Source organism: Streptomyces sp. LBL (assembly GCF_029893585.1).
Lineage (GTDB): Bacteria > Actinomycetota > Actinomycetes > Streptomycetales > Streptomycetaceae > Streptomyces.
Genome location: NZ_JARXYX010000031.1, coordinates 80,313 through 101,929, shown reverse-complemented (window position 1 = coordinate 101,929; position 21,617 = coordinate 80,313). Strand labels below are relative to the sequence as shown.

General features: G+C 68.8%; 21 protein-coding genes and 2 pseudogenes. 16 read left to right on the top strand and 7 right to left on the bottom strand.

What is annotated here, in order from left to right; all coding sequences use genetic code 11:
- Positions 1 to 21: 21 nt before the first annotated feature.
- The 3 genes from M2271_RS31980 to M2271_RS31970 are packed head-to-tail and all read left to right on the top strand — an operon-like array spanning position 22 to position 2,499.
- A complete protein-coding gene (locus M2271_RS31980) occupies positions 22 to 642 on the top strand; it encodes a bifunctional 4-hydroxy-2-oxoglutarate aldolase/2-dehydro-3-deoxy-phosphogluconate aldolase (RefSeq protein WP_280890876.1) in 621 nt (206 codons plus the stop codon).
- A gap of 41 nt (positions 643 to 683) precedes the next feature.
- Complete coding sequence (locus M2271_RS31975; protein WP_280890912.1) at positions 684 to 1,604, top strand: sugar kinase; 921 nt, start codon at positions 684 to 686, stop codon at positions 1,602 to 1,604.
- A gap of 16 nt (positions 1,605 to 1,620) precedes the next feature.
- On the top strand, positions 1,621 to 2,499 hold the full coding sequence (locus tag M2271_RS31970) for an SMP-30/gluconolactonase/LRE family protein (protein ID WP_280890875.1): 879 nt from the start codon (positions 1,621 to 1,623) through the stop codon (positions 2,497 to 2,499).
- A gap of 147 nt (positions 2,500 to 2,646) precedes the next feature.
- Here M2271_RS31970 and M2271_RS31965 read toward each other — a convergent pair whose 3' ends face one another.
- A complete protein-coding gene (locus M2271_RS31965) occupies positions 2,647 to 3,642 on the bottom strand; it encodes a carbohydrate ABC transporter permease (RefSeq protein ID WP_280890874.1) in 996 nt (331 codons plus the stop codon).
- A gap of 79 nt (positions 3,643 to 3,721) precedes the next feature.
- Between M2271_RS31965 and M2271_RS31960 the strand changes: the two genes are divergently transcribed.
- The 5 genes and pseudogenes from M2271_RS31960 to M2271_RS31940 form a co-directional block, all read left to right on the top strand.
- A complete protein-coding gene (locus tag M2271_RS31960) occupies positions 3,722 to 4,135 on the top strand; it encodes a cupin domain-containing protein (protein ID WP_280890911.1) in 414 nt (137 codons plus the stop codon).
- A gap of 338 nt (positions 4,136 to 4,473) precedes the next feature.
- Positions 4,474 to 5,121 carry a 2Fe-2S iron-sulfur cluster-binding protein gene (locus M2271_RS31955; RefSeq protein WP_280890873.1) on the top strand — a complete coding sequence of 216 codons (648 nt, stop codon included), beginning with the start codon at positions 4,474 to 4,476 and terminating at the stop codon, positions 5,119 to 5,121.
- 12 nt (positions 5,122 to 5,133) lie between these two features.
- The gene (locus tag M2271_RS31950) at positions 5,134 to 6,114 is read left to right on the top strand and encodes a xanthine dehydrogenase family protein subunit M (protein ID WP_280890872.1); all 981 of its coding nucleotides are present in this window, start codon (positions 5,134 to 5,136) and stop codon (positions 6,112 to 6,114) included.
- The gene (locus M2271_RS31945) at positions 6,111 to 8,306 is read left to right on the top strand and encodes a xanthine dehydrogenase family protein molybdopterin-binding subunit (RefSeq protein WP_280890871.1); all 2,196 of its coding nucleotides are present in this window, start codon (positions 6,111 to 6,113) and stop codon (positions 8,304 to 8,306) included. Before M2271_RS31950 ends, M2271_RS31945 begins: the two co-directional genes overlap by 4 nt.
- 160 nt (positions 8,307 to 8,466) lie before the next feature.
- A pseudogene (locus tag M2271_RS31940) lies at positions 8,467 to 9,513 on the top strand (XdhC/CoxI family protein); the annotation flags it as partial.
- A gap of 79 nt (positions 9,514 to 9,592) precedes the next feature.
- Here the strand turns inward: M2271_RS31940 and M2271_RS31935 are convergent.
- Positions 9,593 to 11,893, bottom strand: coding sequence for a transposase (locus M2271_RS31935; RefSeq protein WP_280890870.1), 2,301 nt, complete (start codon positions 11,891 to 11,893; stop codon positions 9,593 to 9,595).
- On the opposite strand from M2271_RS31935, the gene M2271_RS31930 reads away from it, so the two are divergent.
- Positions 11,883 to 12,932 carry an SAM-dependent methyltransferase gene (locus tag M2271_RS31930; RefSeq protein WP_280890869.1) on the top strand — a complete coding sequence of 350 codons (1,050 nt, stop codon included), beginning with the start codon at positions 11,883 to 11,885 and terminating at the stop codon, positions 12,930 to 12,932. The genes M2271_RS31935 and M2271_RS31930 overlap by 11 nt on opposite strands.
- 262 nt (positions 12,933 to 13,194) lie before the next feature.
- On the opposite strand, the gene M2271_RS31925 is transcribed toward M2271_RS31930, so the two are convergent.
- The gene (locus M2271_RS31925; RefSeq protein WP_280890910.1) at positions 13,195 to 13,554 is read right to left on the bottom strand and encodes a hypothetical protein; all 360 of its coding nucleotides are present in this window, start codon (positions 13,552 to 13,554) and stop codon (positions 13,195 to 13,197) included.
- Positions 13,555 to 13,939: 385 nt separating this feature from the next.
- Here M2271_RS31925 and M2271_RS31920 point away from each other — a divergent pair, with 385 nt between their 5' ends.
- Positions 13,940 to 14,857 (top strand): endo-beta-N-acetylglucosaminidase H, encoded by a 918-nt coding sequence (locus tag M2271_RS31920; RefSeq protein WP_280890909.1) that lies wholly within the window; start codon positions 13,940 to 13,942, stop codon positions 14,855 to 14,857.
- A gap of 616 nt (positions 14,858 to 15,473) precedes the next feature.
- Here M2271_RS31920 and M2271_RS31915 read toward each other — a convergent pair.
- Positions 15,474 to 15,854: a hypothetical protein gene (locus tag M2271_RS31915; RefSeq protein WP_280890868.1), complete on the bottom strand. Its 381-nt coding sequence runs from the start codon at positions 15,852 to 15,854 to the stop codon at positions 15,474 to 15,476.
- Positions 15,855 to 15,889: 35 nt separating this feature from the next.
- Between M2271_RS31915 and M2271_RS31910 the strand changes: the two genes are divergently transcribed.
- The gene (locus M2271_RS31910) at positions 15,890 to 16,900 is read left to right on the top strand and encodes an enoyl-CoA hydratase/isomerase family protein (protein ID WP_280890867.1); all 1,011 of its coding nucleotides are present in this window, start codon (positions 15,890 to 15,892) and stop codon (positions 16,898 to 16,900) included.
- Between the two features lie 106 nt (positions 16,901 to 17,006).
- Here M2271_RS31910 and M2271_RS31905 read toward each other — a convergent pair whose 3' ends face one another.
- Complete coding sequence (locus M2271_RS31905; protein WP_280890866.1) at positions 17,007 to 18,020, bottom strand: NADP-dependent oxidoreductase; 1,014 nt, start codon at positions 18,018 to 18,020, stop codon at positions 17,007 to 17,009.
- Between the two features lie 335 nt (positions 18,021 to 18,355).
- Positions 18,356 to 18,721, bottom strand: coding sequence for a hypothetical protein (locus tag M2271_RS31900; RefSeq protein WP_280890865.1), 366 nt, complete (start codon positions 18,719 to 18,721; stop codon positions 18,356 to 18,358).
- On the opposite strand from M2271_RS31900, the gene M2271_RS31895 reads away from it, so the two are divergent.
- The 5 genes and pseudogenes from M2271_RS31895 to M2271_RS31875 all read left to right on the top strand — a co-directional run bounded on the left by M2271_RS31895 (position 18,714) and on the right by M2271_RS31875 (position 21,327).
- Entirely contained in the window at positions 18,714 to 18,905 is a 192-nt protein-coding gene (locus tag M2271_RS31895; RefSeq protein ID WP_280890864.1) for a hypothetical protein, read from the top strand. The two genes, M2271_RS31900 and M2271_RS31895, sit on opposite strands and share 8 nt — an antisense overlap.
- Positions 18,906 to 18,960: 55 nt before the next feature.
- A pseudogene (locus M2271_RS31890) lies at positions 18,961 to 19,550 on the top strand (TetR/AcrR family transcriptional regulator).
- Positions 19,551 to 19,702: 152 nt separating this feature from the next.
- Positions 19,703 to 20,293, top strand: coding sequence for a TetR/AcrR family transcriptional regulator (locus M2271_RS31885; RefSeq protein ID WP_280890863.1), 591 nt, complete (start codon positions 19,703 to 19,705; stop codon positions 20,291 to 20,293).
- Positions 20,294 to 20,483: 190 nt separating this feature from the next.
- Positions 20,484 to 20,726 carry a hypothetical protein gene (locus M2271_RS31880; protein WP_280890862.1) on the top strand — a complete coding sequence of 81 codons (243 nt, stop codon included), beginning with the start codon at positions 20,484 to 20,486 and terminating at the stop codon, positions 20,724 to 20,726.
- A 127-nt stretch (positions 20,727 to 20,853) separates the two neighbouring features.
- The gene (locus tag M2271_RS31875) at positions 20,854 to 21,327 is read left to right on the top strand and encodes a helix-turn-helix domain-containing protein (RefSeq protein ID WP_030618018.1); all 474 of its coding nucleotides are present in this window, start codon (positions 20,854 to 20,856) and stop codon (positions 21,325 to 21,327) included.
- Positions 21,328 to 21,343: 16 nt separating this feature from the next.
- Here M2271_RS31875 and M2271_RS31870 read toward each other — a convergent pair whose 3' ends face one another.
- Positions 21,344 to 21,559: a CGNR zinc finger domain-containing protein gene (locus M2271_RS31870; RefSeq protein WP_280890861.1), complete on the bottom strand. Its 216-nt coding sequence runs from the start codon at positions 21,557 to 21,559 to the stop codon at positions 21,344 to 21,346.
- Positions 21,560 to 21,617 lie beyond the last annotated feature (58 nt).

Below are 21,617 nucleotides of genomic sequence, written 5' to 3'. Positions count from 1 at the left end.
CCGCAAGGAGAGCCCGCCCTCATGAACCTGGTGGAATCGCTCGGCACCCACCGCCTGTTGGCGATCGTCCGCGGCAAAAATTCCGCCGCCGCCCTGAACACCGTACGTACCCTCGTGGAGGAAGGCATCGCGGCCGTCGAGGTCTCGCTGACCACCGCCGACGCCCTGAGCGTGATCCGGCAGGCGCGCGCCGAACTCGGTCCCGGCGCGCTCCTCGGCGCAGGCACCGTGCGCTCTGCCGAGGACGCCGCCCGCGCGGTCGACGCCGGCGCGTCGTACCTCGTCACCCCGGCACTGGTCGACGGACTCGAGGCGTACGGCGTACCCGTGCTGATGGGCGCCCTGACACCCACGGAGATCGAACTCGCCCTCGCCAGGGGCGCCGACGCGATCAAGCTCTTCCCCGGCTCACTCGGCGGCCCCGGCTATCTGCGGGCCCTGCGCGACCCCTTCCCCGACGTGCCCTTCGTGCCCGTCGGCGGCGTGGACGCGCAGGCCGCCCGCGACTACCTGGACCGGGGCGCCCTCGCCGTCGGCGTCGGCTCACCGCTGGTCGGGGACGCGGCCGACGGCGGCGACCTGAACCAACTCCGCGCCCGTGCAGCCGAGTTCCGCAACGTGGCCTCCGGAGGGACGCCGTGACGACTCCGGCTCCACCGGAAGTGGTGACCTTCGGCGAGACGATGGCGGCGCTGCGGGCGCAGGGCGCGCTGCGGCTCGGCGGCAGTCTCGGTCTGTCCGTGGCGGGCGCCGAGTCCAACGTCGCCATCGGCCTGGCCCGGCTCGGGCACCGGGTGCGCTGGGCCGGCCGGGTCGGCGCGGACGAACTCGGCGCGCTGGTGCTGCGCACGCTGCGGGCCGAGGGCGTCGACATCGAGTACGCCATCACCGACGACACCGGCCGCCCCACAGGGCTGCTGCTCACCGAACCCCGTCTGGGCACGCTGACCCGCGTCAGTTACTACCGCTCAGGTTCCGCCGGTTCGGTCGTCTCACCGGCCGACGTACTCCCGGCGCTGGCTGCGACACCCCGCATCCTGCACCTGACCGGCATCACGCCGGCGCTCAGCCCTACGGCGGCCGAGGCCGCCTTGGCCGCAGCCACCGCCGCACGCGAAGCGGGCATCACCGTATGCCTCGACGTCAACCACCGCTCCCGGCTGTGGACCGCCGACAGCGCACGCACCGCGCTCCGGCCGCTGCTGGCCCGGACCGACCTGCTCGTCGCCTCGGAGGACGAACTGCCGCTGGTGCTGGAACGACCTGGCGTGGACGAACCGGAGGCCGTGCGCAGTGTTCTGGCGGAAGGGGTCGGCGAGGTGGTCGTCAAACGGGGCGCGAGGGGAGCGACCGCCTTCACCGCGGACGGAGCGACCGACCGCGCGGCACGACAGGTCGACGCCGTCGATCTGGTCGGCGCGGGCGACGCCTTCGTGTCCGGATACCTGTCCGGCCTCCTCGACAGCGTGGACATCCCGGCCCGGCTGTACCGGGCCGTCACCACCGCGGCCTTCGCCGTCGCCACCCGGGGTGACTGGGAAGGCCTTCCGACGCGGGACGAACTCGGATTGTTCGACCAGCCCGACGGCACCACCATCCGCTGACCAGGAGAGACGGAACATGACATCAACAGCGGCGGTCGTCGTGGACGGAGCGTACGAACTCGCCGAGGGCGGGCGCTGGTTCGACGGCCGGTATGTGTACGTCGACATCCTCAGCGGTCGGCTCTTCGAACTGCGCGACGACCGCGACGACCCCGGGCCGACCCAACTCGCCTCACTCGACGTGCCGTTGGGAGCCGTCGCGCCGATGTCAGGCCGGCCGGGCAGCTGGATCGCCGCCGCGGGCACCGGCATCGCGCTGCTCACCCCCGACGGCACCCTGGAATGGCTGGACCGCCCCGAGGACCGCACCCCGGCCCCCAGCCGGATGAACGACGGCGTCGCCGACCCCGCAGGTCGCTTCTGGGCCGGCAGCATGGCCTACGACAGCACCCCCGGCGCGGGATCGCTGTACCGAACAGACCTGGAGGGCACGGTCGTTCGTGTCCTCGACGGGCTGACCATCGCCAACGGCCCGGCGTTCACCGCGGACGGCACCACCATGTATCTCGCCGACACGGCGATCGGCGCGGTTCTGCACTGCGCGGTCGACCCCGTCTCGGGTGACCTCGTGGGCAGCCCGGAGATCTTCGCCCGTCTGCGGGATGACGAAGGCAGCCCCGACGGCATGACAGTCGATGAGGAGGGCTGCCTGTGGGTCGCGCTGTGGGGCGCCGGCGCGGTCCGCCGCTACCACCCCGACGGCCACCTGCTCCACACCCTGACCGTCCCCGCCCCGCACCCCACGTCGGTGTGCCTGCCCCCCGACACCGACCGCCTCTTCGTCACCACGGCCCGGTATGGGGTGAACAACCCGACCGCGACCTCCGGCGCGGTGCTCAGCTTCCCGGTGACGATCAGGGGTACGGCAGCCTGCTCCTGGCAGGGACGGCTCTGAGACACGCATCGCCCCGGTGCCGCATCACCGGAGCTGGGCGCCCGCGCCGGTACTGACAGGCCCGGCTTGTACGGGGCATCGTTGGCCGGGAACCGGACCGCTTCCGCCGCTGCGAACCACCTCGTTCCTCGGCTGGTGGTCACACCCTCACCGTCGGCTGGCGATCCTCCCGGCACGCCCTGACGGCGCCCAGTCGCGAAGCCGGGCGCCGTCAGCCCTTGATGGCACCGGTGAGGACGCCGGTCCTGAAGTGCTTCTGCATGAACGGTGGACGACGAGCAGGGGGACGAGGGTCAGGACGACCACGGCCATCTGCAAGGAGAGGGGCGCGGTTTTGGCATGGGCGCTGCCGAACCCGTTGTTGACGGAGCCGGGCAGGCCGTTGCCCCGGTTGACGTAGGTCAGCAGGACGTACTGCAGGGGCCATTTCCGGCTCTCGGTGGGCATGTAGAGCATGACGTTGAAGAAGGCGTTCCAGTAACCGACCGCGTAGAAGAGGGTGATGACCGCGGTGACAGCACGGGAGGTGGGCAGGACCACCGACCACAGGATCCGCCAGTCCCCGGCGCCGTCCATACGGGCGGCGTCGATGAGTTCCGCGGAGGTGCCGGAGTAGAAGGAGCGCAGGACGAGGATGTTGAACACCGACACCGCGCCGGGCAGGATCAGCGCCCAGTACTTTCCGTAGCCGCCGAGGCCGGTGACGACCAGGAAGGTGGGGATCAGGCCGCCGCTGACGAACATGGTGATGATCAGCAGGGTGAGGATCGGCCGGTGGGCGTATGACTGGGCGCGGGAGAGCCCGTAGGCGCACAGTACCGACACGGCCACGGACAGAGCCGTGCCCGCGACCGTGATGCCCAGGCTGACCACCACGGAGGTGCGGACGGTGGGGTCTTCGAGCATCTGCCGGTACGCGGACGTGGTGAGACCGTCGGGCCAGATCACCAGGCCGCCGGCGCGGTTGACGGCGCCCTGGGGGGAGAGGCTCGTGACCACGATGATCCACATGGGTACCAGGACCGCGGCGACCATCAGGGTGAGGGCCACGCCCTTGCCCGCACGTCCGGCCGCAGTCGGTTCCTCGTCCCAGACGGGGCGGTTGCTGCTGCGGCGCTGCCGCAGGGGGACACTGACGCTCATTTGCGGTACAACCCGTCCTCCCCGAAGGCATGCGCGAGTTTGTTCGCGCCTCTTCAAGAGCGTCATCTCACTTCTGCTGATCTGGGGCATCAAGCAGCAGCCCAGCAGCAAGTCCCCGGCGGACTGGTTCACCGGCGACGTGTGGTGGGACGTCATCGTGGCGGGCCAAGAGCCGTCCCGGATGCGCGCCAATTTGGTCCGCTTCTCCCCGGGCGCCCACACCAACTGGCACTCCCACGCCGTGGGCCAGACCCTGCACGTCGTTTCCGGTATCGCCCTGATCGGCACCCGCGATGGCACGATCCTCGAGGCCCACCCCGGCGAGACCGTCGCCTGTCCGCCGAACGAGGAACACTGGCATGGCGCCGCCCCCGACCGGTTCATGGAGCACATCGCCATGTGGGAGGGCACAGACGACGGCACCCCCGAGACCACCTGGGCCGAGCCGGTCACCGACCAGCAGTACACCGGCCCCCGCACCCGCAACCAGTAGCCCCGGCCCCCGATCACGCAGCCCGGGCTCACTCAAGACGTCAAGGCGCCCCGGAGGAGGGCCGTTGTGGGTGCGTCGGCCAGGCAGGGAGCGCGGCTCTGTCCTGCCTCTCCCCGCGCGAAAATTCCCCCGATGAGGTTGGCCATTCGCTCCTGACGGAGCGTAAAGGGGGAGGAAAGTCTCCCTGTCACGAGCGTTGCCGGTGGTGCAAGACTCCCCATGCGACCAGCCGCCGCCGCCAAGGCGCGCGGTGGCCCGGTTCCCCGCGGTGACGACGCTCCGTTCTCCCGTCCCGCTGGTGGGTACAGCCGATCCGTCCGCGATACGAAGGCGTACGTATGTCCACTGAACCTGAGTCTGCCGTTCCACCCCCCACCGGAGCCGGCGAGTCCTCCCCGGCGCCCACTCGGCGCACCTTCATCGCCACCAGTACGGCGGTCGGTGGTGCGGTCGTCGCGGGCGGGGTGATCGGAGGATCATTCCTCGCGGCTCCGGAGGAGGTGGCCGCCGCCGAGGCGCCGCCCTCCAGCCGCGTGTCCCTGACGGTCAACGGCACTCGCCGGACCGTGACGGTCGACAACCGCACGTCGCTGCTGGACCTGCTGCGCGAGCACCTCGGCCTCACCGGCTCCAAGAAGGGCTGCAACGCCGGGGCCTGCGGCGCGTGCACCGTGCTGGTCGACGGCCGGCGGGTCAATGCCTGTCTGACGCTGGCCGTTCGCCTGGAGGCCGCTGAGGTCACCACGATCGAGGGCCTGGCCGAGGGCGACCGACTCCACCCGCTGCAGCAGACGTTCATCGACGAGGACGCCTTCCAGTGCGGTTATTGCACACCCGGCCAGATCGTCTCCGGTGTCGGCTGCATCCAGGAAGGCCACACCGGCTCTCCGCAGGAGATCCGGGAGTGGATGAGCGGCAACATCTGTCGCTGCGGCTGCTACGTGAAAATCGTGCGCGCCGTCGAGCAGACCGCCGCCCGGAAGTAAGGAGCGGCCGTCATGCATCCCTTCACCTACACGCGCGTGTCCGACACGCGGGAAGCCATCAACGCCGGCCGTCGAGGCGGTCGTTACATCGCCGGCGGCACCACGCTGGTCGACCTGATGCGGGAGACCGTCGAGCGCCCCGAGGCGTTGGTCGACATCAGCGGTCTGCCGCTGGACGAGATCACCGTCACCGAGCGCGGCGGGCTGCGTGTCGGTGCGCTGGTGACCATGTCCGAGGCCGCCGCCCACCGCAAGGTGCGCACCCTGTTCCCGGTCATCTCAGAGGCGCTGGAGCTGAGCGCGTCGGCCCAGCTGCGGAACATGGCCACCATCGGCGGCAACATCATGCAGCGCACCCGCTGCACCTACTTCCGGGACGTGACCGCCGACTGCAACAAGCGCGAGCCCGGTTCCGGCTGCGCGGCGCTGGAGGGCGTCAACCGTACGCACGCCATCCTGGGCACCTCCGACGCCTGCGTGGCCACCCACCCCTCCGACGTCGCCGTGGCGTTCGCGGCGCTTGAGGCGCAGGTGCGCCTGCTGGGCCCGGACGGGGAGCGCCAGGTCCCCTTCGCCGACTTCCTGCTGCGACCGGGCAGCACCCCGAACCGTGAACAGGACCTCAGAAAAGGCGAGTTGATCACCGCGGTGGAGATCCCCGCAGTGCCGCGTCCGCTGAAGTCGGGTTACCTGAAGGTGCGGGACCGGCAGTCCTACGAGTTCGCCCTGACCTCGGCGGCCGTCGCCCTGCATGTGCGCGGCGGGGTGATCCGCGAGGCGAGAGTGGCCGCCGGAGGGGTGGGCACGGCGCCGTGGAAGCTGCCGTCCGTCGAGCGGCACCTCGTCGGCGAGCGCCCCTCGGACGCGTTGTGGAGGGCCGCTGCCGCCAAGGCGGCGGAAGGCGCCCGTCCCCTTCAACACAACCGGTTCAAGGTCGAGTTGCTCAAGCGGACCGTCGAACGCCAGCTGCGCATCGTAGGAGGTACCAAGTGAGCCCCCAGCCGCAGGCAGCCGTGGGTGCGCCGCTGTCCAGAGTGGACGGCCGACTGAAGGTCACAGGCAAGGCGCAGTACGCCGCCGAGTTCGATGCCGACGGGGCGGTGCACGCCGTCATCGTGGACGCGAGCATCGGCCGCGGGCGTATCACCGGCATCGACACGGGCGCCGCCGATGCCCAGCCGGGCGTGCTGCGGGTGATCCACCACGGCAACGCACCGAAGCTGCCGTACCGCGACAACGCCGGGTCCAACAACCTGCCCGGCCGGCGGCTTCGCGTCTTCCAGGACGACAAGGTCCTCTTCCACGGTCAGCCGGTCGCCGTCGTGGTCGCCACCACCCTCGAGGCCGCGCAGCACGGTGCGAGCCTCGTCAAGGTCGACTACGACGCCGAGCAGCCCTCGACCGACCTGCACGACGCGGAGCGGGACAAGCCGACGAACTACGCGCGCGGCGATGCGGAAGCGGGCCTGCGCGACGCTCCCGTACGGCTGGATGTCACCTACGAGCTGGCGCGCAATCACCACAACCCGATGGAACCGCACGCGACCATCGCCCGCTGGGACGGCGACAAGCTGACCGTGTGGGACAAGACGCAGTGGGTGACGGGCACGCACGACGAGCTCGCGGCCGTGTTCGACCTGCCCACGGAGTCGGTGCGCGTCATCAACCCGTTCGTCGGCGGCGGCTTCGGCAGCGGGCTGCGCTGCTGGCCGCACAGCGTCGTCGCCGCCCTGGCCGCTCGGGAGACGAAGCGCCCGGTCAAGCTGGTCCTGAGCCGCAAACAGATGTACTTCGGCACCGGCTTTAGGCCGTCGTACGAGTACCGGCTGCGCCTGGGCAGTGACCGGCGCGGCCGGCTGACCGCCGCGATCCACGACATCGACGCCGAGACCTCCTCGTACGAGACGTTCACCGAGGCCGTCATGGGCGCGGGGCAGATGACCTACAGCATGCCGAACGTCAGCCAGGCGTACCGGACGGTGCCGCTGGACGTGAACACCCCGATCTGGATGCGCGGCCCCGGCTTCGCCTCGGCGTCGTTCGCGATCGAGTCGGCCATGGACGAACTCGCGCACAAGCTCGGCATCGACCCGATCGAGCTGCGTCGGCGCAACGAACCGAACGAGGACGAGTCGAGCAACCTGCCCTTCTCCACCCGGCGGCTGCGCGAGTGCTACACCGTCGGCGCCCGCGAGTTCGGCTGGCAGCGCCGCACCGCCCGGCCACGTTCGAGGCGCAAGGGCGACTGGCTGATCGGCCTGGGCATGGCCGCCGGCGTCTACGACCCCGGGCGATACCCCGGACAGGCCCGGGCCCGCCTGGATGCCGACGGCACCGCTGTGGTCGAGGCGGCCACCAGTGACATGGGGCCGGGCACCTACACCTCCCAGACCCAGGTCGCCGCCGACGCCCTCGGGCTGACCATGCGTACGGTCACCTTCCGGCTCGGCGACTCCCTCTACCCGCAGACCGGCCCGCACGGCGGCTCGTCGACCATGGCCAGCGTCGGCACCGCCGTCCACGACGCCTGCGACCAGGTGCGGCGGCAGGCGATCAAGCTGGCCGTCGAGGACCGCCAGTCACCGCTGTACGGGGTGGAGGCGGACGAGGTGGTCGTACGCGGAGGCCGGCTGCACGTGCAGGGCAACCCGACCCGCGGCGAGACGTACCGGACGCTACTGGCCCGCAACAATCGCACCCACCTCGAAGCGGGCGGCTCCTACACCGGGCCGCCCAGTCCCGCGCGGCACTCCTACCACGCCTACAACGCCACCTTCGCCGAGGTCGCCGTCGACGCGACCCTGGGCCTGGTACGGGTCAGGCGCATGCTCGGCGTGTACGACGCGGGCCGCATCATCAGCCCCAAGCTCGCCGACAGCCAGGCGATCGGCGGCATCGTGGGCGGCATCGGCACCGCCCTGCTGGAGCACACAACCACCGACCACCGCGACGGCCGGATCGTCAACGCCAACCTCGCCGACTACCTCGTGCCGGTGAACGCCGATGTCCCCGAGGTCAGGGCGATCTACCTGGACGGCGAGGACAACGACGGCAACGCGCTCGGCGTCAAGGGGCTCGGCGAGGTCGTCCAGGTGGGTGTGGCGGCCGCGATCGGCAACGCGGTCTTCAACGCCACCGGCCGCCGCATCCGCGAACTGCCCATCACCGCGGAGGCGTTGCTCTGACCCGTGCGCTTCGGGCCGGCGAAGTGCACACCACTCGTCCGGCAGCCTGCCCCCGTCCGGCTGCCGGACCTCCCAGGGCCGCCGCCGCGTGACGTTTTCCCCGGCGTCGTGGCAGCGGCCCGCTCACCTTCCGATCCTGGTCCTGCCGTGGAGAACTGACATGCTGAACATCGCGGACACACTGCACCGCTGGTGCCGCGAGGGACGCCCCTTCGCCCTGGCCACCGTCGTCGACGTGCACGGCAGCGCACCCCTGCCGGTCGGTACGTCGGTCGCGGTGGACGAGGACGGCCACGCGGTCGGCAGCATCTCCGGCGGCTGCGTCGAGGGCGCGGTGTACGAACTGTGCCGACAGGTGCTGCACGACCGGGGCGCTCCGCAGCGGGCCTGGTTCGGCTACTCCGACGACGACGCCTTCGCGGTCGGCCTGACCTGCGGCGGCGAACTCGACGTCTTCGTCCAGCGCGTCGATCCCGCAGCCCAGCCGCACCTGTCCACGGCCCTCTCCGAGATCACACAAGGGCGACTGGTCGCCGTGGCACAGGTCGTGGACGGCCCGGAGCGCCTCCTCGGCTCCACACTGAGCGTGCTCGGCGGTGACCATGCCACCTACGGGCGCGTGGACGGCGGCCCGGCAGACCGAGTGGCGGCCGACCAGGCCCGGGCCCTGCTGCGGGCCGGCCGCACCGCCCGCGTCGACATCGGCGGGACAGGGGACGAATGCCCCGAACGGCTGTCCGTCCTCGTCCACGTGCACGCGTCCCGGCCCCGCCTACTGGTCTTCGGAGCCGTCGACTTCGCCGCCGCCCTCAGCCAGGCCGGCCGCTTCCTCGGATACCGGGTCACCGTCTGCGACGCGCGCCCCGTCTTCGCCACGACCGCACGCTTCCCCCACGCCGACGAGGTGGTGGTCGACTGGCCCCACCGCTACCTGGAACACACCGAAGTGGACGAGCGCACCGCCGTATGCGTCCTCACCCACGACGCCAAGTTCGATATCCCCCTACTGCGCCTGGCCCTCAGCCTGCCCGTCGCCTACGTGGGGGCGATGGGCTCCCGGCGCACCCACGACGAGCGCCTGCGCCTCCTGACTGAGGAGGGCGTCACGGCAGACCAGTTGGCGCGGCTGCGTTCACCGATCGGCCTCGACCTCGGAGCCCGCACGCCCGAGGAGACGGCCGTCTCCATCACCGCGGAGATCATCGCCCAGGCCACGCGGGTCCGGTCAATTGGCGGTCCGGGCAGGAACGAAGCGACTGCACCGGTGGGAGGCTTGGGCGCCTTGCTCACGTCTGGCCTCCAGGCTCAGCAGCGGATTCGTTCTCATCGTCGGGCAGGTCCATCAGGCTGGGTCCCCGCAACCGCTGGCCGAGGGTGGATGTCGTGGTGGGCTTCACAGGGACTGCCTCACGCCGGCGTCGGCGCTCGCCGTCGATCGCAGCCTGGCCCTGCTCGGCTCGCTCACGCCACCGCAATGCGACGACGTTGTCGACCTCGCCGCCCTGGCGGGGCACAAAAGGTGCCACCTCGTCAGCACAGGCAGCGGCAGGTGATGGCTTCGGCCGGTCCGCTGCCGCTGCCGCGGCCTGGGCCTCTTCGCGGGCGTGCTCGGTCCGCTGAGCCTTCGTCAGGCGAGTGGGCCACTGCTCCACCGGGACATTGCCCCCGATCAGGTCCAGCAATATGGGCAGCAGATCCTTGTCGGACTTCGGCTTCAGCCCCTGATTGCGCAGCTCGCGCATCACCTGCCGCACTCGGGCGTCACTGAACGCGGGCATTCGGCCCTGGTCCGGAAGGCCCACCCAACGCAACTGATGCCATTCATGGGTGAGCGGATCCTGAAAGAAAACGAAACATGGATCACGTGGATCTCGGTGGAACACATACTTGTTCTTCGCCGCGCCGCCCCTGCCCGAGGGACGGAAGCGCCACTCGTCCAGCGCCTCCCCGTCGTACCAGAGATTTCTGATCTTCACGCCGCGGCGGCCGTGAATCATCACCCGATGGGTAGGCAGCAGTTGGTAGTACAACTCCGCAGGCGGGATCTGCAGTGCAAAACCGCCCTGCGCCATGGATGCCGCGAACAGGGTGTTCGGGCTGTGATCACCAGCGGGATCCCAACTGGGCGCGTATGAACCGAATCTGCGGTTCTGCCAGATCTTGACGACCCAGGTGGCGATCAAGTGTTCCATCTCCGCCACGGTCAGGCATGCGTCGCCTTCCGGATCGATGCCGCGATCCGAGCTGTCGATGCCCTGATAGCCCGGAAGAATCCGGAACAGCAGGGACTGGATTGCGCCGAAGGCCCGTTCCACAGCCTGCTTGTCGGTCGGCCGCAGCACCCGACTCGGGCGGATCGTCGCGCCGATCACCCGCTGCACCTCGATGAGGTGGTGATTCTTGTAAACCGAGCCGTGGTCGGTGGTCACGGTCTCCGGGGCGAAGAACGGCAGCCCGGCGACCTTGCCGCCAGTGAATCCCGCGATCACGGTGCCGGGGACTCCGGGGTAGGCCCACTCCATCTCCTCGCCCCAGTCCGGGCGCATGGGCAGCGGCATCATGACGTCCCGAAGGATCATGGCGACGTCCACCGAGGTGTCCGAGACCAACGTGAGTCGGAAAGCGACGATCGAATGCGTGTATACGTCCAGAGCCAGCGTCAGGTGTACTGACACCGGATCGCCAAAGACCTGCTCACGGACTTTGACCGGGAGCACCGTCGTGTCGAGCGCCACTACCTGGCCGGGGCGGCTCACTACCACGTGTCGGCCTGTCGCCACCGCCTGAGCCCGAGCAGCTGAAACGACATAGCGCTGACGGGCTCCAGATGATCCGAACCACTCCTTCCATACGACACGGAGGGTTTCGTAACTGGGTACCGGCTCGTCCTTCCCGAACTCCTCGCGCACGTACTGGTGGATCAGCCGTTCACGGTCCTTCGCTGTCAGTTTGGAGCGGTGCAGGGTCTCGTGGCGTACTGCAAAGATGGCCTCACGTACCGCGGTTGAGATCTGGCGGCCGGTCGCCTCCCGCAGCCACCGGTCATCGGCGCATCCCACCGGCCCGAAGCGGCGGCGGTCCAGGTCCCAGCGGATCAGGGTGCGGTAGCTGACCTTGTCCAGGCATTGGGCGGTGGCCAGATCCGGGTTGCGTACCGTGTCCTGCCGGAGCTCCCGGACCTTGGCCTGACGGCGCTCGGTCAGCGTGGTGGAGTTCGGGTCGTATTGCGGCTTCGGCTCTCCGGGGAGCGCGTTCAGTGGATCACCGCTGCGAAATCCGGTCTCCACCTCCCGCAGGTGGTCCACTCGCAGCATCATCAGAGGCCGCTTGCCCGGTGGCAGATCGAGAACACCCTTTGGCTGCCTACCGCGGCTGGCGGCGGGAAGGTCCTTCCTCGTCCGTGTCGACGGCCGGATGTTCGGATGGTGCATCAACTGGCGTATCGACGTCTTCCATCGCTCATGCTCGGGCCGGACCAGCACCACTTTTCCCACTTGGGGCTCAAACGCCTCCACGGTCCACAGCACGCCGTTCACGACGAACTCGTTCCCCGGCGAGAGGTCCCAGGCAACTGCAGTGGTCACCATCACCAACTCCGGGTCGCCGGGCGGCGAGAGGGGGAGAGGCGGACTGCGCTCGCGTCAGTCAGAGGGCCAGAGATTTGCAGGCCCAACCGGCGATGCCACAGCAGATGGATTGCATGCGCTCGGCCAACGGCTTCCAGGTCGCAGCGCCCTACCAGGGTCCCGAACGGCAGCGGGCCTTCTGCTCATCGACATAGGGGCAGGCATCCCCACCGCCCCCAACCTGCACGACACAGCTCAGGGCGTAGCGCCGGACAGCACAGTCGTGTATGTCGACAACGATCCCGTAGTCCTCGACTACGCGGACGAGCTTCTGCGCGGGTCCCAAAAGGGGCGGGGGCAAACCTGCTGCGTCCAAGGAGACGTCAACTCTCCCGAAACGCTCATGGCCAAGATCCGAGAGGAGGACATCCTCGACTTCGGACGTCCCGTCGCACTCAGTCTTCACGCGCTGCTGCACTTTGTGCCCGACAACGGTCCCCAGCCGTACAGCGCCGTCCGCGGCCTGATGAACGGCCTGGTACCCGGCTCCTACCTGAGCTTGAGCCACTGCGCAGGAGACTTCGACCCCGAGGTGTGGCAGGCGATCATCGACATGTACCTGCGGAGGGGGGCCCGCACGCAGGTGCGGACCCGCGCGGAGCTCCTCCGCTTTTTCGATCACCTGGAGCTCACCGAGCCCGGCGCCGTCCTGGCCAACCGCTGGCATCCTGAGATCAGCGTCGACACCGGCACTCCCCGGCGAGCCTCCCTGCTGGGCAAGCGGCGCGGCGGCCCGGACGTGTCGCAGTACGCCGCGCCGGCTCGCGCCGAGGACCTCAGCCGGCTGCCGCGCACCTACATCGACACCGGCTCGGCGGAGGGGTTCCGCGACGAGATCCTGATCTACGCCGGCCGCCTTTCCGAGGCCGGCGTGAGCGTCGATTTCCACATGTGGGGCGGGGGCTTCCACGGGTTCGACATGACGGTGAATCATGCGGCTGTGTCGCGCGCTGCCAGCGTGACCCGTGAGGAGTTCATCCGGCGGGCTCTTGACAGGTGAGCGGTGCGACAGCGGCCGTGGAGGCTCCGTTGCGTGATCTCATCGTCAAGGTGGAAGCCGTCGACGACGCGGCGGCCGGTGCGCTGCGCGTCATCGACGACTTCGACGCGCCCACCGGGCATCCGCGAGCAGGCGCCGGGCTTCGAGGAGGCGGCACCGTCACCTGCTGCTCGATATGCGCGAGATGCGACAGTTCGGTTGCTCGCCCGAGTCTCCCGGGCGCCGATGAAGTGAGGCGCCACTTCGAGGGCTCGGGGCGCGGTCAGTTCTTCGTGGTCGCGGGAAACAGGCGCTCCACGGCCGTGATGATGGCGGCTCGGCGCGCCGTCAGGAACGTGGCGCGATCCTCGCCGGACGGGGGCAGCAGGTCAGGTTGTGCAGCCCAGGCGGTGGCGATCTGGTGGACAAAGACCAGGATGTCGACCGGGTCCCAGTGGGCGTCCAGCCGGCCGGCTTCCTGGGCCTGGCGGAGTTGCTCGACCTTGTGAGCCACTGTTTCCCGGAAGGAGTCGTGGGGGAGGGAGTCGCCGGCGTCGAGTTCCAGTTGCCCCCAGCTGATGAGCCGGAAGCGGTCGGGGTGGTCGGTGAAGTAGTCATGGAGGCGGCTGGCGTAACCGGGCAGGTCGGTGGGCTACGCCGACGACCTGCGACGCACCGATGACGGCTGGCGCATTTCCCGGCGGTCATCCATCTCACGTGGCTACATCGCCCCTGGCTAGTGCTGTGGATCCGCGGCGTGCATGCCTGGTTCGTCCGCGCCGGCGGTGATCGCGTCGATGTCGATCTCCAATGGGTTCTGTTGGTCGCAGGCCTGGGAGTGTGGCAGCGTAGCGTTCCAGTAACTCCCTTGCCTGGATTCAAGGTTGGGGTGCGACGTGCGTGGGAGTCGTGAAGAGTTCTCGCATGGTTCTGGGGATTCGGTCACGGGAACGGAAAGATCCGGGGGGCTCACTCGGCGCTCGCGAACAGGTCGGGCGCCACTCCATGCGATGGGAGACCGATCGACGATGTTCACTCCGGTGCGGAGCAGAATACGGACGGCCGCGCTCGCGCTCTCGGCCATTATGGCCCTCGCCTTAGGCGCGACCGCCACGACCGGCGCGGCAGCGGCTCCCGCTCCCGCGAAACAGGGACCAACCTCGGTGGCGTACGTCGAGGTGAACAACAACAGCATGCTGAACGTCGGCAAGTACACCCTCGCCAACGGCGGCGGCAACGTCTTCGACGTCGCCGTGATCTTCGCGGCGAACATCAACTACAACACGGGCACGAAGGCGGCGACCCTGTACTTCAACGAGAACGTGCAACGCGTCCTCGACAACGCCGCCACGCAGATACGGCCGTTGCAGCAGAAGGGCATCAAGGTCGTCCTCTCGGTGCTCGGCAACCACCAGGGCGCGGGCTTCGCCAACTTCCCGTCCCAGCAGGCGGCTTCGACGTTCGCGAAACAACTGTCGGACACCGTGGCCAAGTACGGCCTCGACGGCATCGACTTCGACGACGAGTACGCCGATTACGGCAACAACGGCACCGGCCAGCCCAACGCCAGCTCGTTCGTGTACCTGGTGTCGGCACTGCGCGCCAACATGCCGGACAAGATCATCAGCCTCTACAACATCGGCCCGGCCGCGTCGCGCCTGTCCTACGGTGGCGTCGACGTCTCGTCCAAGTTCGACTACGCCTGGAACCCGTACTACGGCACCTGGCAGGTCCCCGGCATCGCACTGCCCAAGTCGAAGCTGTCGCCGGCGGCCGTCGAGATCGGCGGGACCTCGCAAGGCACGGCCGCCGACCTTGCCCGCCGCACGGTCGATGAGGGGTACGGCGTCTATCTGACGTACAACCTCGACGGCGCCGATCGCAGCGCCGCTGTCTCCGCGTTCACCAGGGAGCTGTACGGCAGTGACGCCCACTACACGCCGTAGGTCGACCACACTCCCCGGCGTGCGGTGCCCCCTCGGGGCTTGCTGCATCCCGTAGGGCCGCGCCTCGGGCAGGCCACGCCTTCGACAACGATGTCGGGGGCGCGGTCGCCATAGGTACCGTGACCTGCGCTGTGCCAAAGTGCCAACTATCTCTCTGATTCTGTGCTTCCGGCCGCTGAAGCTAGTTGGTGTCAGCGCAGGTCACGAAGGTCGCCCGATGCCAACTAGCAATCTCCGTCACAGTCTCTGGAACATCGTGTTCTGTACTTCCGGTGGACAGCCGGTGTCCGGCGACGTTGATGACATCGTTGGTGCGGCCCATCACGAAGACGTAGCCGTCGTCGTCGATGTGGCCGCTGTCGCCGGTGAGACATCCTCGTACGTTCCCATCGCGCACTCCTTGTGGCATCGAGGACCTCGGAGGTGAGCTTGAAGTCCGCGAGGCGGCGGCCGAGCTGGGCGCCTTGGTATGGGAGGCGGGGGGCTGTGCTGCGGATGCACTGGTGCCACAGAGAGGCTGCGGCGGCCCGTCCAACCGTAATGTGCCGAGTCCGCCGAGCAGCAGGGCGGGCCGGTCGACACCGTCGTTGCACGGTGTGAGCCGTCCGATCGGCGCTCACTTCCACCTCGCCCACGGTCTGTCGAACGCGATGCCCTTCCCCGCGGTGACAGCGTTATCCGCGCCCCCGCCGAGAGTCGGTACGCCGACTGTGCCCGCGCCCTCGGAGCCGCCACCGAGGGCGACAGTGACGCCTTGGCCGCCGATAGGCTCGTGGAGGCGCTCCGAGCCCTGTGTCAGGATCTTGAGGTGCCCACCCCTCAAGCCCACGGCATCGACAAGGACCAGTGGTTCCGACTGTTGCCCCTCATGGCCGAGTAAGCGCTCGCGTCCGGATCGCCCGCCAACAATCCCGTCGTACCCCCCGTGGACGAGATCCAGGATCTCTACGCGCAGATCTACGCCGGACACCCGGCGAGTGAGGAACGTGATGGCCACGACAACAGGTCCGCGTGAATGGCGAGGTGCGACCGATGACTGATACCGCTGCGGGCGAGATTCTCGCCGACGTCCACCGGGGTGTCGGCCGCATCCTTTTGAACCGGCCCAAGACGCTCAACGCCCTGACCACAGGCATGGTCGTCGCCATCGACCGTGTGCTCGCCGAGTGGGAGCACACACCACTGACCGCTGTCGTGCTTGCCAGTACCAGTACGAAGGCGTTCTGTGCCGGCGGAGACATCCGCGCGATCCGCGAGCACAGCCTCGCCGGGGACGCCGAGGCCAGTGAGCGGTTCTTCGCCTCCGAGTACCGGCTCAACGCCCGGATCGCCGAGTATCCCGTGCCGGTCGTGTCGCTCATCGACGGCCTGTGCATGGGCGGCGGCCTCGGTCTGTCCGTCCACGGCGGCTTCCGCGTCGTCACCGAGCGCGCGGTGCTGGCGATGCCCGAGACCGGGATCGGGTTCTTCCCGGACGTCGGGGCCAGCTACTTTCTGCCGAGGCTGCCCGGCGCGATCGGTATGTACCTGGGACTGACGGGGCACCGGCTCGACGCGGCCGACACCCTGTACACGGGGCTGGCCACGCACTTCGTCCCCGCGGACGGGCTCGACGCGGTCGGCGACGCGCTGGCCGACAACCCCGGCGACCCGGTGGACGTGGTCCTGAACCGTCTCGGCGGCCGCTCCCCGGTGGCGGAGAGCAGGCTGGCGGAGGTACGCGGGGAGGTGGACTGGGCGTTCGGCGCGGCGACCCTCGGCGAGATCGAGAAACGCCTGCGTCACCTCGACACCCCCTGGGCAGCAGACGCACTGGTCGCCTTGGAGTCCGCCTCGCCGCAGAGCCTGGAGATCACTCACGCGCTGCTGTCCCGGGGCAGGCAGCGCACATTGCGCGAGTGCCTCGCCGCTGAACTCGCCCTCGCACGTACGACCATCCGCACGCCGGACTTCCTGGAGGGCGTCCGTGCGGCCCTGGTCGACAAGGACCGCAGTCCCGACTGGCAGCGTGTGGCGCTCGGCGGACGGACATTGCCGTCCTGATCATGCCCGCCGGGAGAAGGGCCTGGCCTCGCGCTGGGGGCCGGCCGTGCAGGAGGGCGCGCTGCGGTGACCGTGCCGGACGGAAGGGTCTGAGAGCGGCGTGGTCTCAGTCGTTGTCGGGCACCATCGAGACCACGACCTTGCCCGCCTTGGTGCGGCTCTGCTCGACGTACGCCATCGCCTCGAGCGTCTGGTCGAACGGGAAGGTGCTGTCGATGACCGGGTGGAGTTTCCCGCTGTCGTAGAGGGCGCCGAGCTTGCGCAGTTGGGAGCCGTTGGCCTGCATGAAGAAGAACTGGTAGCGCACGCCCAGTGCCTTCGCCTGCTTGCGGACCTTGCGGCTGAGCATGGTCATCACCAGGCCGAGGAAGGAGGGGGCACCCAACTGCTTGGCGAAGCCGGGGTCCGGCGGGCCGACGACACTGATGGCCAGACCGCCGGGCTTCAGCACGGTCAGCGACTTCTCGAGATTCGCTCCACCTACGGAGTCCAGCACCAGGTCGTAGCCGGACAGCATCTTCGAGAAGTCTTCTTTGGTGTAGTCGACGACGATGTCGGCGCCAAGGCTGCTGACCAGCTTCTCCGTGTCGGTGCTCGTGGTCGTGGCGACCGTGGCGCCGAGGTGCTTGGCGAGCTGGATGGCCGTCGAGCCGAGGCCACCGGCACCTGCGTGGATGAGCACCTTCTGCCCCGGCTGCACAGGGGCCCGGTCGACGAGGATCTGCCAGGCGGCCAGGGCCACCAGCGGCACGGCGGCTGCCTCCTGGAGGGTGAGGGAGGCCGGCTTGGGGGCGACATCGTCCATGTCGATCGCGATGAACTCCGCGAAGCCGCCGATCCGCAGGTCGCGCGGACGGGCGTAGACCTCGTCGCCGACTTCGAGGCCGTGCACGGCGGAGCCGACCCGCGTCACGACGCCGGCTACGTCGTGGCCGAGCACGAACGGAAGTTTGTACTTCAGGAGCTGCTTGAACTCCCCGTCGCGGACCATTTTGTCCAGCGGGTTGATGCTGGCGGCGCTCACTCTGACCAGGACGTCTCGGTCTCCGACCGTGGGCTCGGGTACGTCTGCGGCGCGTGCGCCGTCCTTGCCGTACTTCTCGACGACGAATGCCTTCATGCCCGGCCGCCTTTTCTGTGGGGGTTTTCCGGTGTTCGATGTGATTCCTCGCGCAAGTCGCCCTGCGCGCCCGTTCGCGTGCGGTCGAGTTGGTGTGCCGACCACGACGTTACTTCCTGAGTATGGAAAACTGAACTCAGGTGAGGTTTGGATCACCGCCACGGATGCGTCCAAGGGCATGGACCTGCTGCCGGCCGTGATGGGGCATCGCGCGTGCGGTGCGCACGTCGACGTCCAGATCCGCAGCATGTGCGCGGTGAGGCGTCCGATGCCCCACGACCGCTCAATCACGTGGTGTCGGCCCCGGACGCATAACCCGCGTCCAGGGTTCTGGGTCACGGACCGTCTGGGGCGGTCAGGGCTTCGTGGGTGGACTCCAGGATCTTCTCCGACAGTTCCGTGCCCGCCGTGGCGCGGGCGAGCAGGATCGCGCCGACCAGGGTGGCCACCAGGGGAAGGCCGTCGTCGGCGTCGGTGGACATCCATGCGGCGAATTTCTCGACGCCGGCTGCGTACGTTTCGCGCACCTCCCCGGCTGTGGGTTCGCGAGCCATGTCCCCTGCGAATCCCGCGGTGGGGCAACCGGCGCCGGGCTGGTCGCGGTGCTCGGTCGACAGGTAGAAGTCGATGAGGGCGCCGCGCGCGGTGTCGTGATCGCCCTGGGTCGTGTCGAACAACGGCCCGGACAGGGTCGTGGTCATCTACCCGGGCGGCACCTACAAGCCCGTCCTGACCAGCGCGGACGGCCTTGCCTCGCCCTCCGCGACCGCGGTGCGCGGCGAGCGGCTGTACATCACCGACGGCGGGGTCCCCGAGCCCCACGACCCGAAACTGCAGACCGCCAGGATCAACTTCCCCGCTCTTCTTGCAGGCGCGGCCCACTGACCCGACCAAGGTGGCAGCCGGGGCGCGCGCCCCGGCTGCCACGATGGAGGAACGCATCGTGCGGTACCCGAAGGAACGCAAACACCAGACACGCCGGCGGATCATCACGACGGCAGGCCGCCGCCTCGAGCAGGACGGCATCGACGGCTCCGGAGTCGCGAGCCTCATGAAGGACGCGGGCCTGACAGCCGGCACCTTCTACGCCTACTTCGCCTCCAAGGACGACCTCGTCGCCACCGCCGTCGCCGACCAGTTGCGCGCCCAGCACGCGAACATCGTCGCTCAGGCGGCACCCGGCCGCGCCGGACTCGAACAGATCATCCGCTGGTACTTCTCCCCCAACAGCGGGACGACATTGAGGACGGCTGCCCCAACGCCGCCCTCCTCGACGAGATCGGACGCTCCACGGATCTCACCAAGCAGGCCTACACCGACGGCGCGCTGACACTCATCGACGGCTTCGCCGCCCGCCTGGCACCCCACGACCCGCCCTCGGCACGCCTGAAGTCACTCAGCCTCCTCGGCATGATGGCCGGCACCCTGCAACTCTCCCGCGCCCTCACCGACCGGCAACCCGCCGACCAACTCCTCGAACAGGGCATCCGCAACGCCCTCGCACTGATAGACGCCGAACAGCACAACTGATATGAAGATCCGCCGTCGAGTGCCCTCACGGATGAAAGCCCCACGCGCGCCCGTTGCCGCTGCCAACTCTTTGGATTACGTTTGCAATACCATAGACTGGCTGAGTCGGTGAAGGGCAACCGGTCCTTCCGGCCGGCGAAGGAGCGTATGCAGTGGTGCGGTACGGAAAAGAGCACAAGTCGGAGACGAGACGGCGGATCATCGAGACGGCGGGCCGCCGGTTCAAGCAAGACGGTATCGACGGCTCCGGCGTCTCGACGCTCATGAAGGACGCGGGGCTGACCAATGGGGCCTTCTACGCTCATTTCGCATCCAAGGATGACCTCGTCACCACGGCAATCGCCGACCAGTTGAAGGCGCAGGCCGAGAGCGTCGTCGCGCCGGCCGAGCCTGGCCGTGCCGGACTCGAGCAGATTGCGCGCGGGTATCTGTCGCCCCAGCACCGTGACAGCCTTGGCGACGGCTGTCCCAACGCCGCTCTGCTCGACGAGATCGGACGCTGCACCGACACAACCAGGCAGGCGTACACCGACGGTGTGCTGGTCCTCATCGACGGTATTGCCACCCGTATGGCGCCCGAGGCCCCGTCCTCCGCACGCGTGAAGGCGCTCAGCCTCCTCGGTCTGATGGCCGGGGCACTGCAGCTTTCCCGCGCCTTGACCGACAGTCAACTCGCCGATGAACTCCTCGAGCAGGGGGTCGACAACGCCCTCGCTCTGCTGGACGCCTGGCAGCGCGACTGACGCGCTTCCGTGCGCGGACCGGTCGCTCCGTCGGCGCGGCCTCCTGGCTTCATCATTGAGAGTCAGGTTGCCAACGGCTAGGTTCATTTCTCGAACCCAGGTGGAGAGGCGGGGGCGTGGGACGGACGCGTACGTATGAGTGGCAGGATCCCGCGATTGTGGGAGCAACCGCAGGACGCGTGTCTCGGGCGTGGAGGTGCTGCGCGACCTGCTCGAGGGGCTCCTGCCGAACGCCGACCTGGTCGTCTACCCCGACGCCGGCCACGGAGGCATCTTCCAGTTCCACGAGCAGTTCGTGCGGGAAGCCCTCGACTTCCTTCTCGTCGAGCAGCGCGGCGGAGGGGTATCCGGTGCCGGGCCGGTCACGGTGCTCGGGCGACAGATAGGCCGAGCCTCAGTCAGTGGTCTGACGTCCATAATATTACGCCCGTGAGGCAACATTGCGTGTGGCTTGTGACCCGAGGTGATGCTCCCCTCTGAGGCTGAGTCTCTGAAAGTAAACTCAAATGGTTAGAATCGCTCGCATGGATGCGTGGACCGAAGTCCTCCAAGACACCGGCATGGATCCCCGGCTCGACCGGGACACGTCGAACTGTTCGATCGCGCGGACCCTTGAGGTCGTGGGGGAGAAGTGGACGATCCTGATTTTGCGTGAGGTCTGGTACGGCTCGTCCCGCTTCAGCGAGTTCGAACGGGTTCTCGGCTGCCCTCGTAACCTGCTGGCGGCACGGCTTCGGATGCTGGTGGAGGAAGGGATCCTGGCCACCGAGACCTACAAGGAGCCGGGCTCGCGAAGCCGGCCGAAGTACGTGATCACGTCCAAGGGGATGGATCTGGTGCCGGCCGTGATGGGGCTGCTGCAGTGGGGTGACCGCTACCGTGCCGACCCGGAGGGACCGGCGGTCCTGGCGCGGCATCGCGAGTGCGGTGCGCACGTCGACGTCCAGATCCGCTGTGAACAGGGCCATCCGGTGCAGGCGAAGGACATCGAGAGCGTCCCCGGCCCGGCCTTTCGGGTGAGGTCACCCGAGTGAGCTGAGGACTCCTCGGTCAGCTTTCCGTCGTCCGGTCGCTCTGTCGTGAACGCGCCTGATGGAGGCGGACCTTGGTGCGGTTGCCGCAGCGGGACATGGAGCACCATCGGCGGTTGCGGGCCGGCGAGCGGTCCAGGAAACGCAGAGCGCAGCGGTCGGCTCCACAGACGCGTACGTGCCGGATCTCGGCGGACAGAAGCAGGCCGACGGCGTCCTGGGCGATGAGCGCCACGGCGAGTGCGGGGTCGGGGGCGAGGGTAGGCGGCGCTCGCCGGCCTCGACGCCGGTGA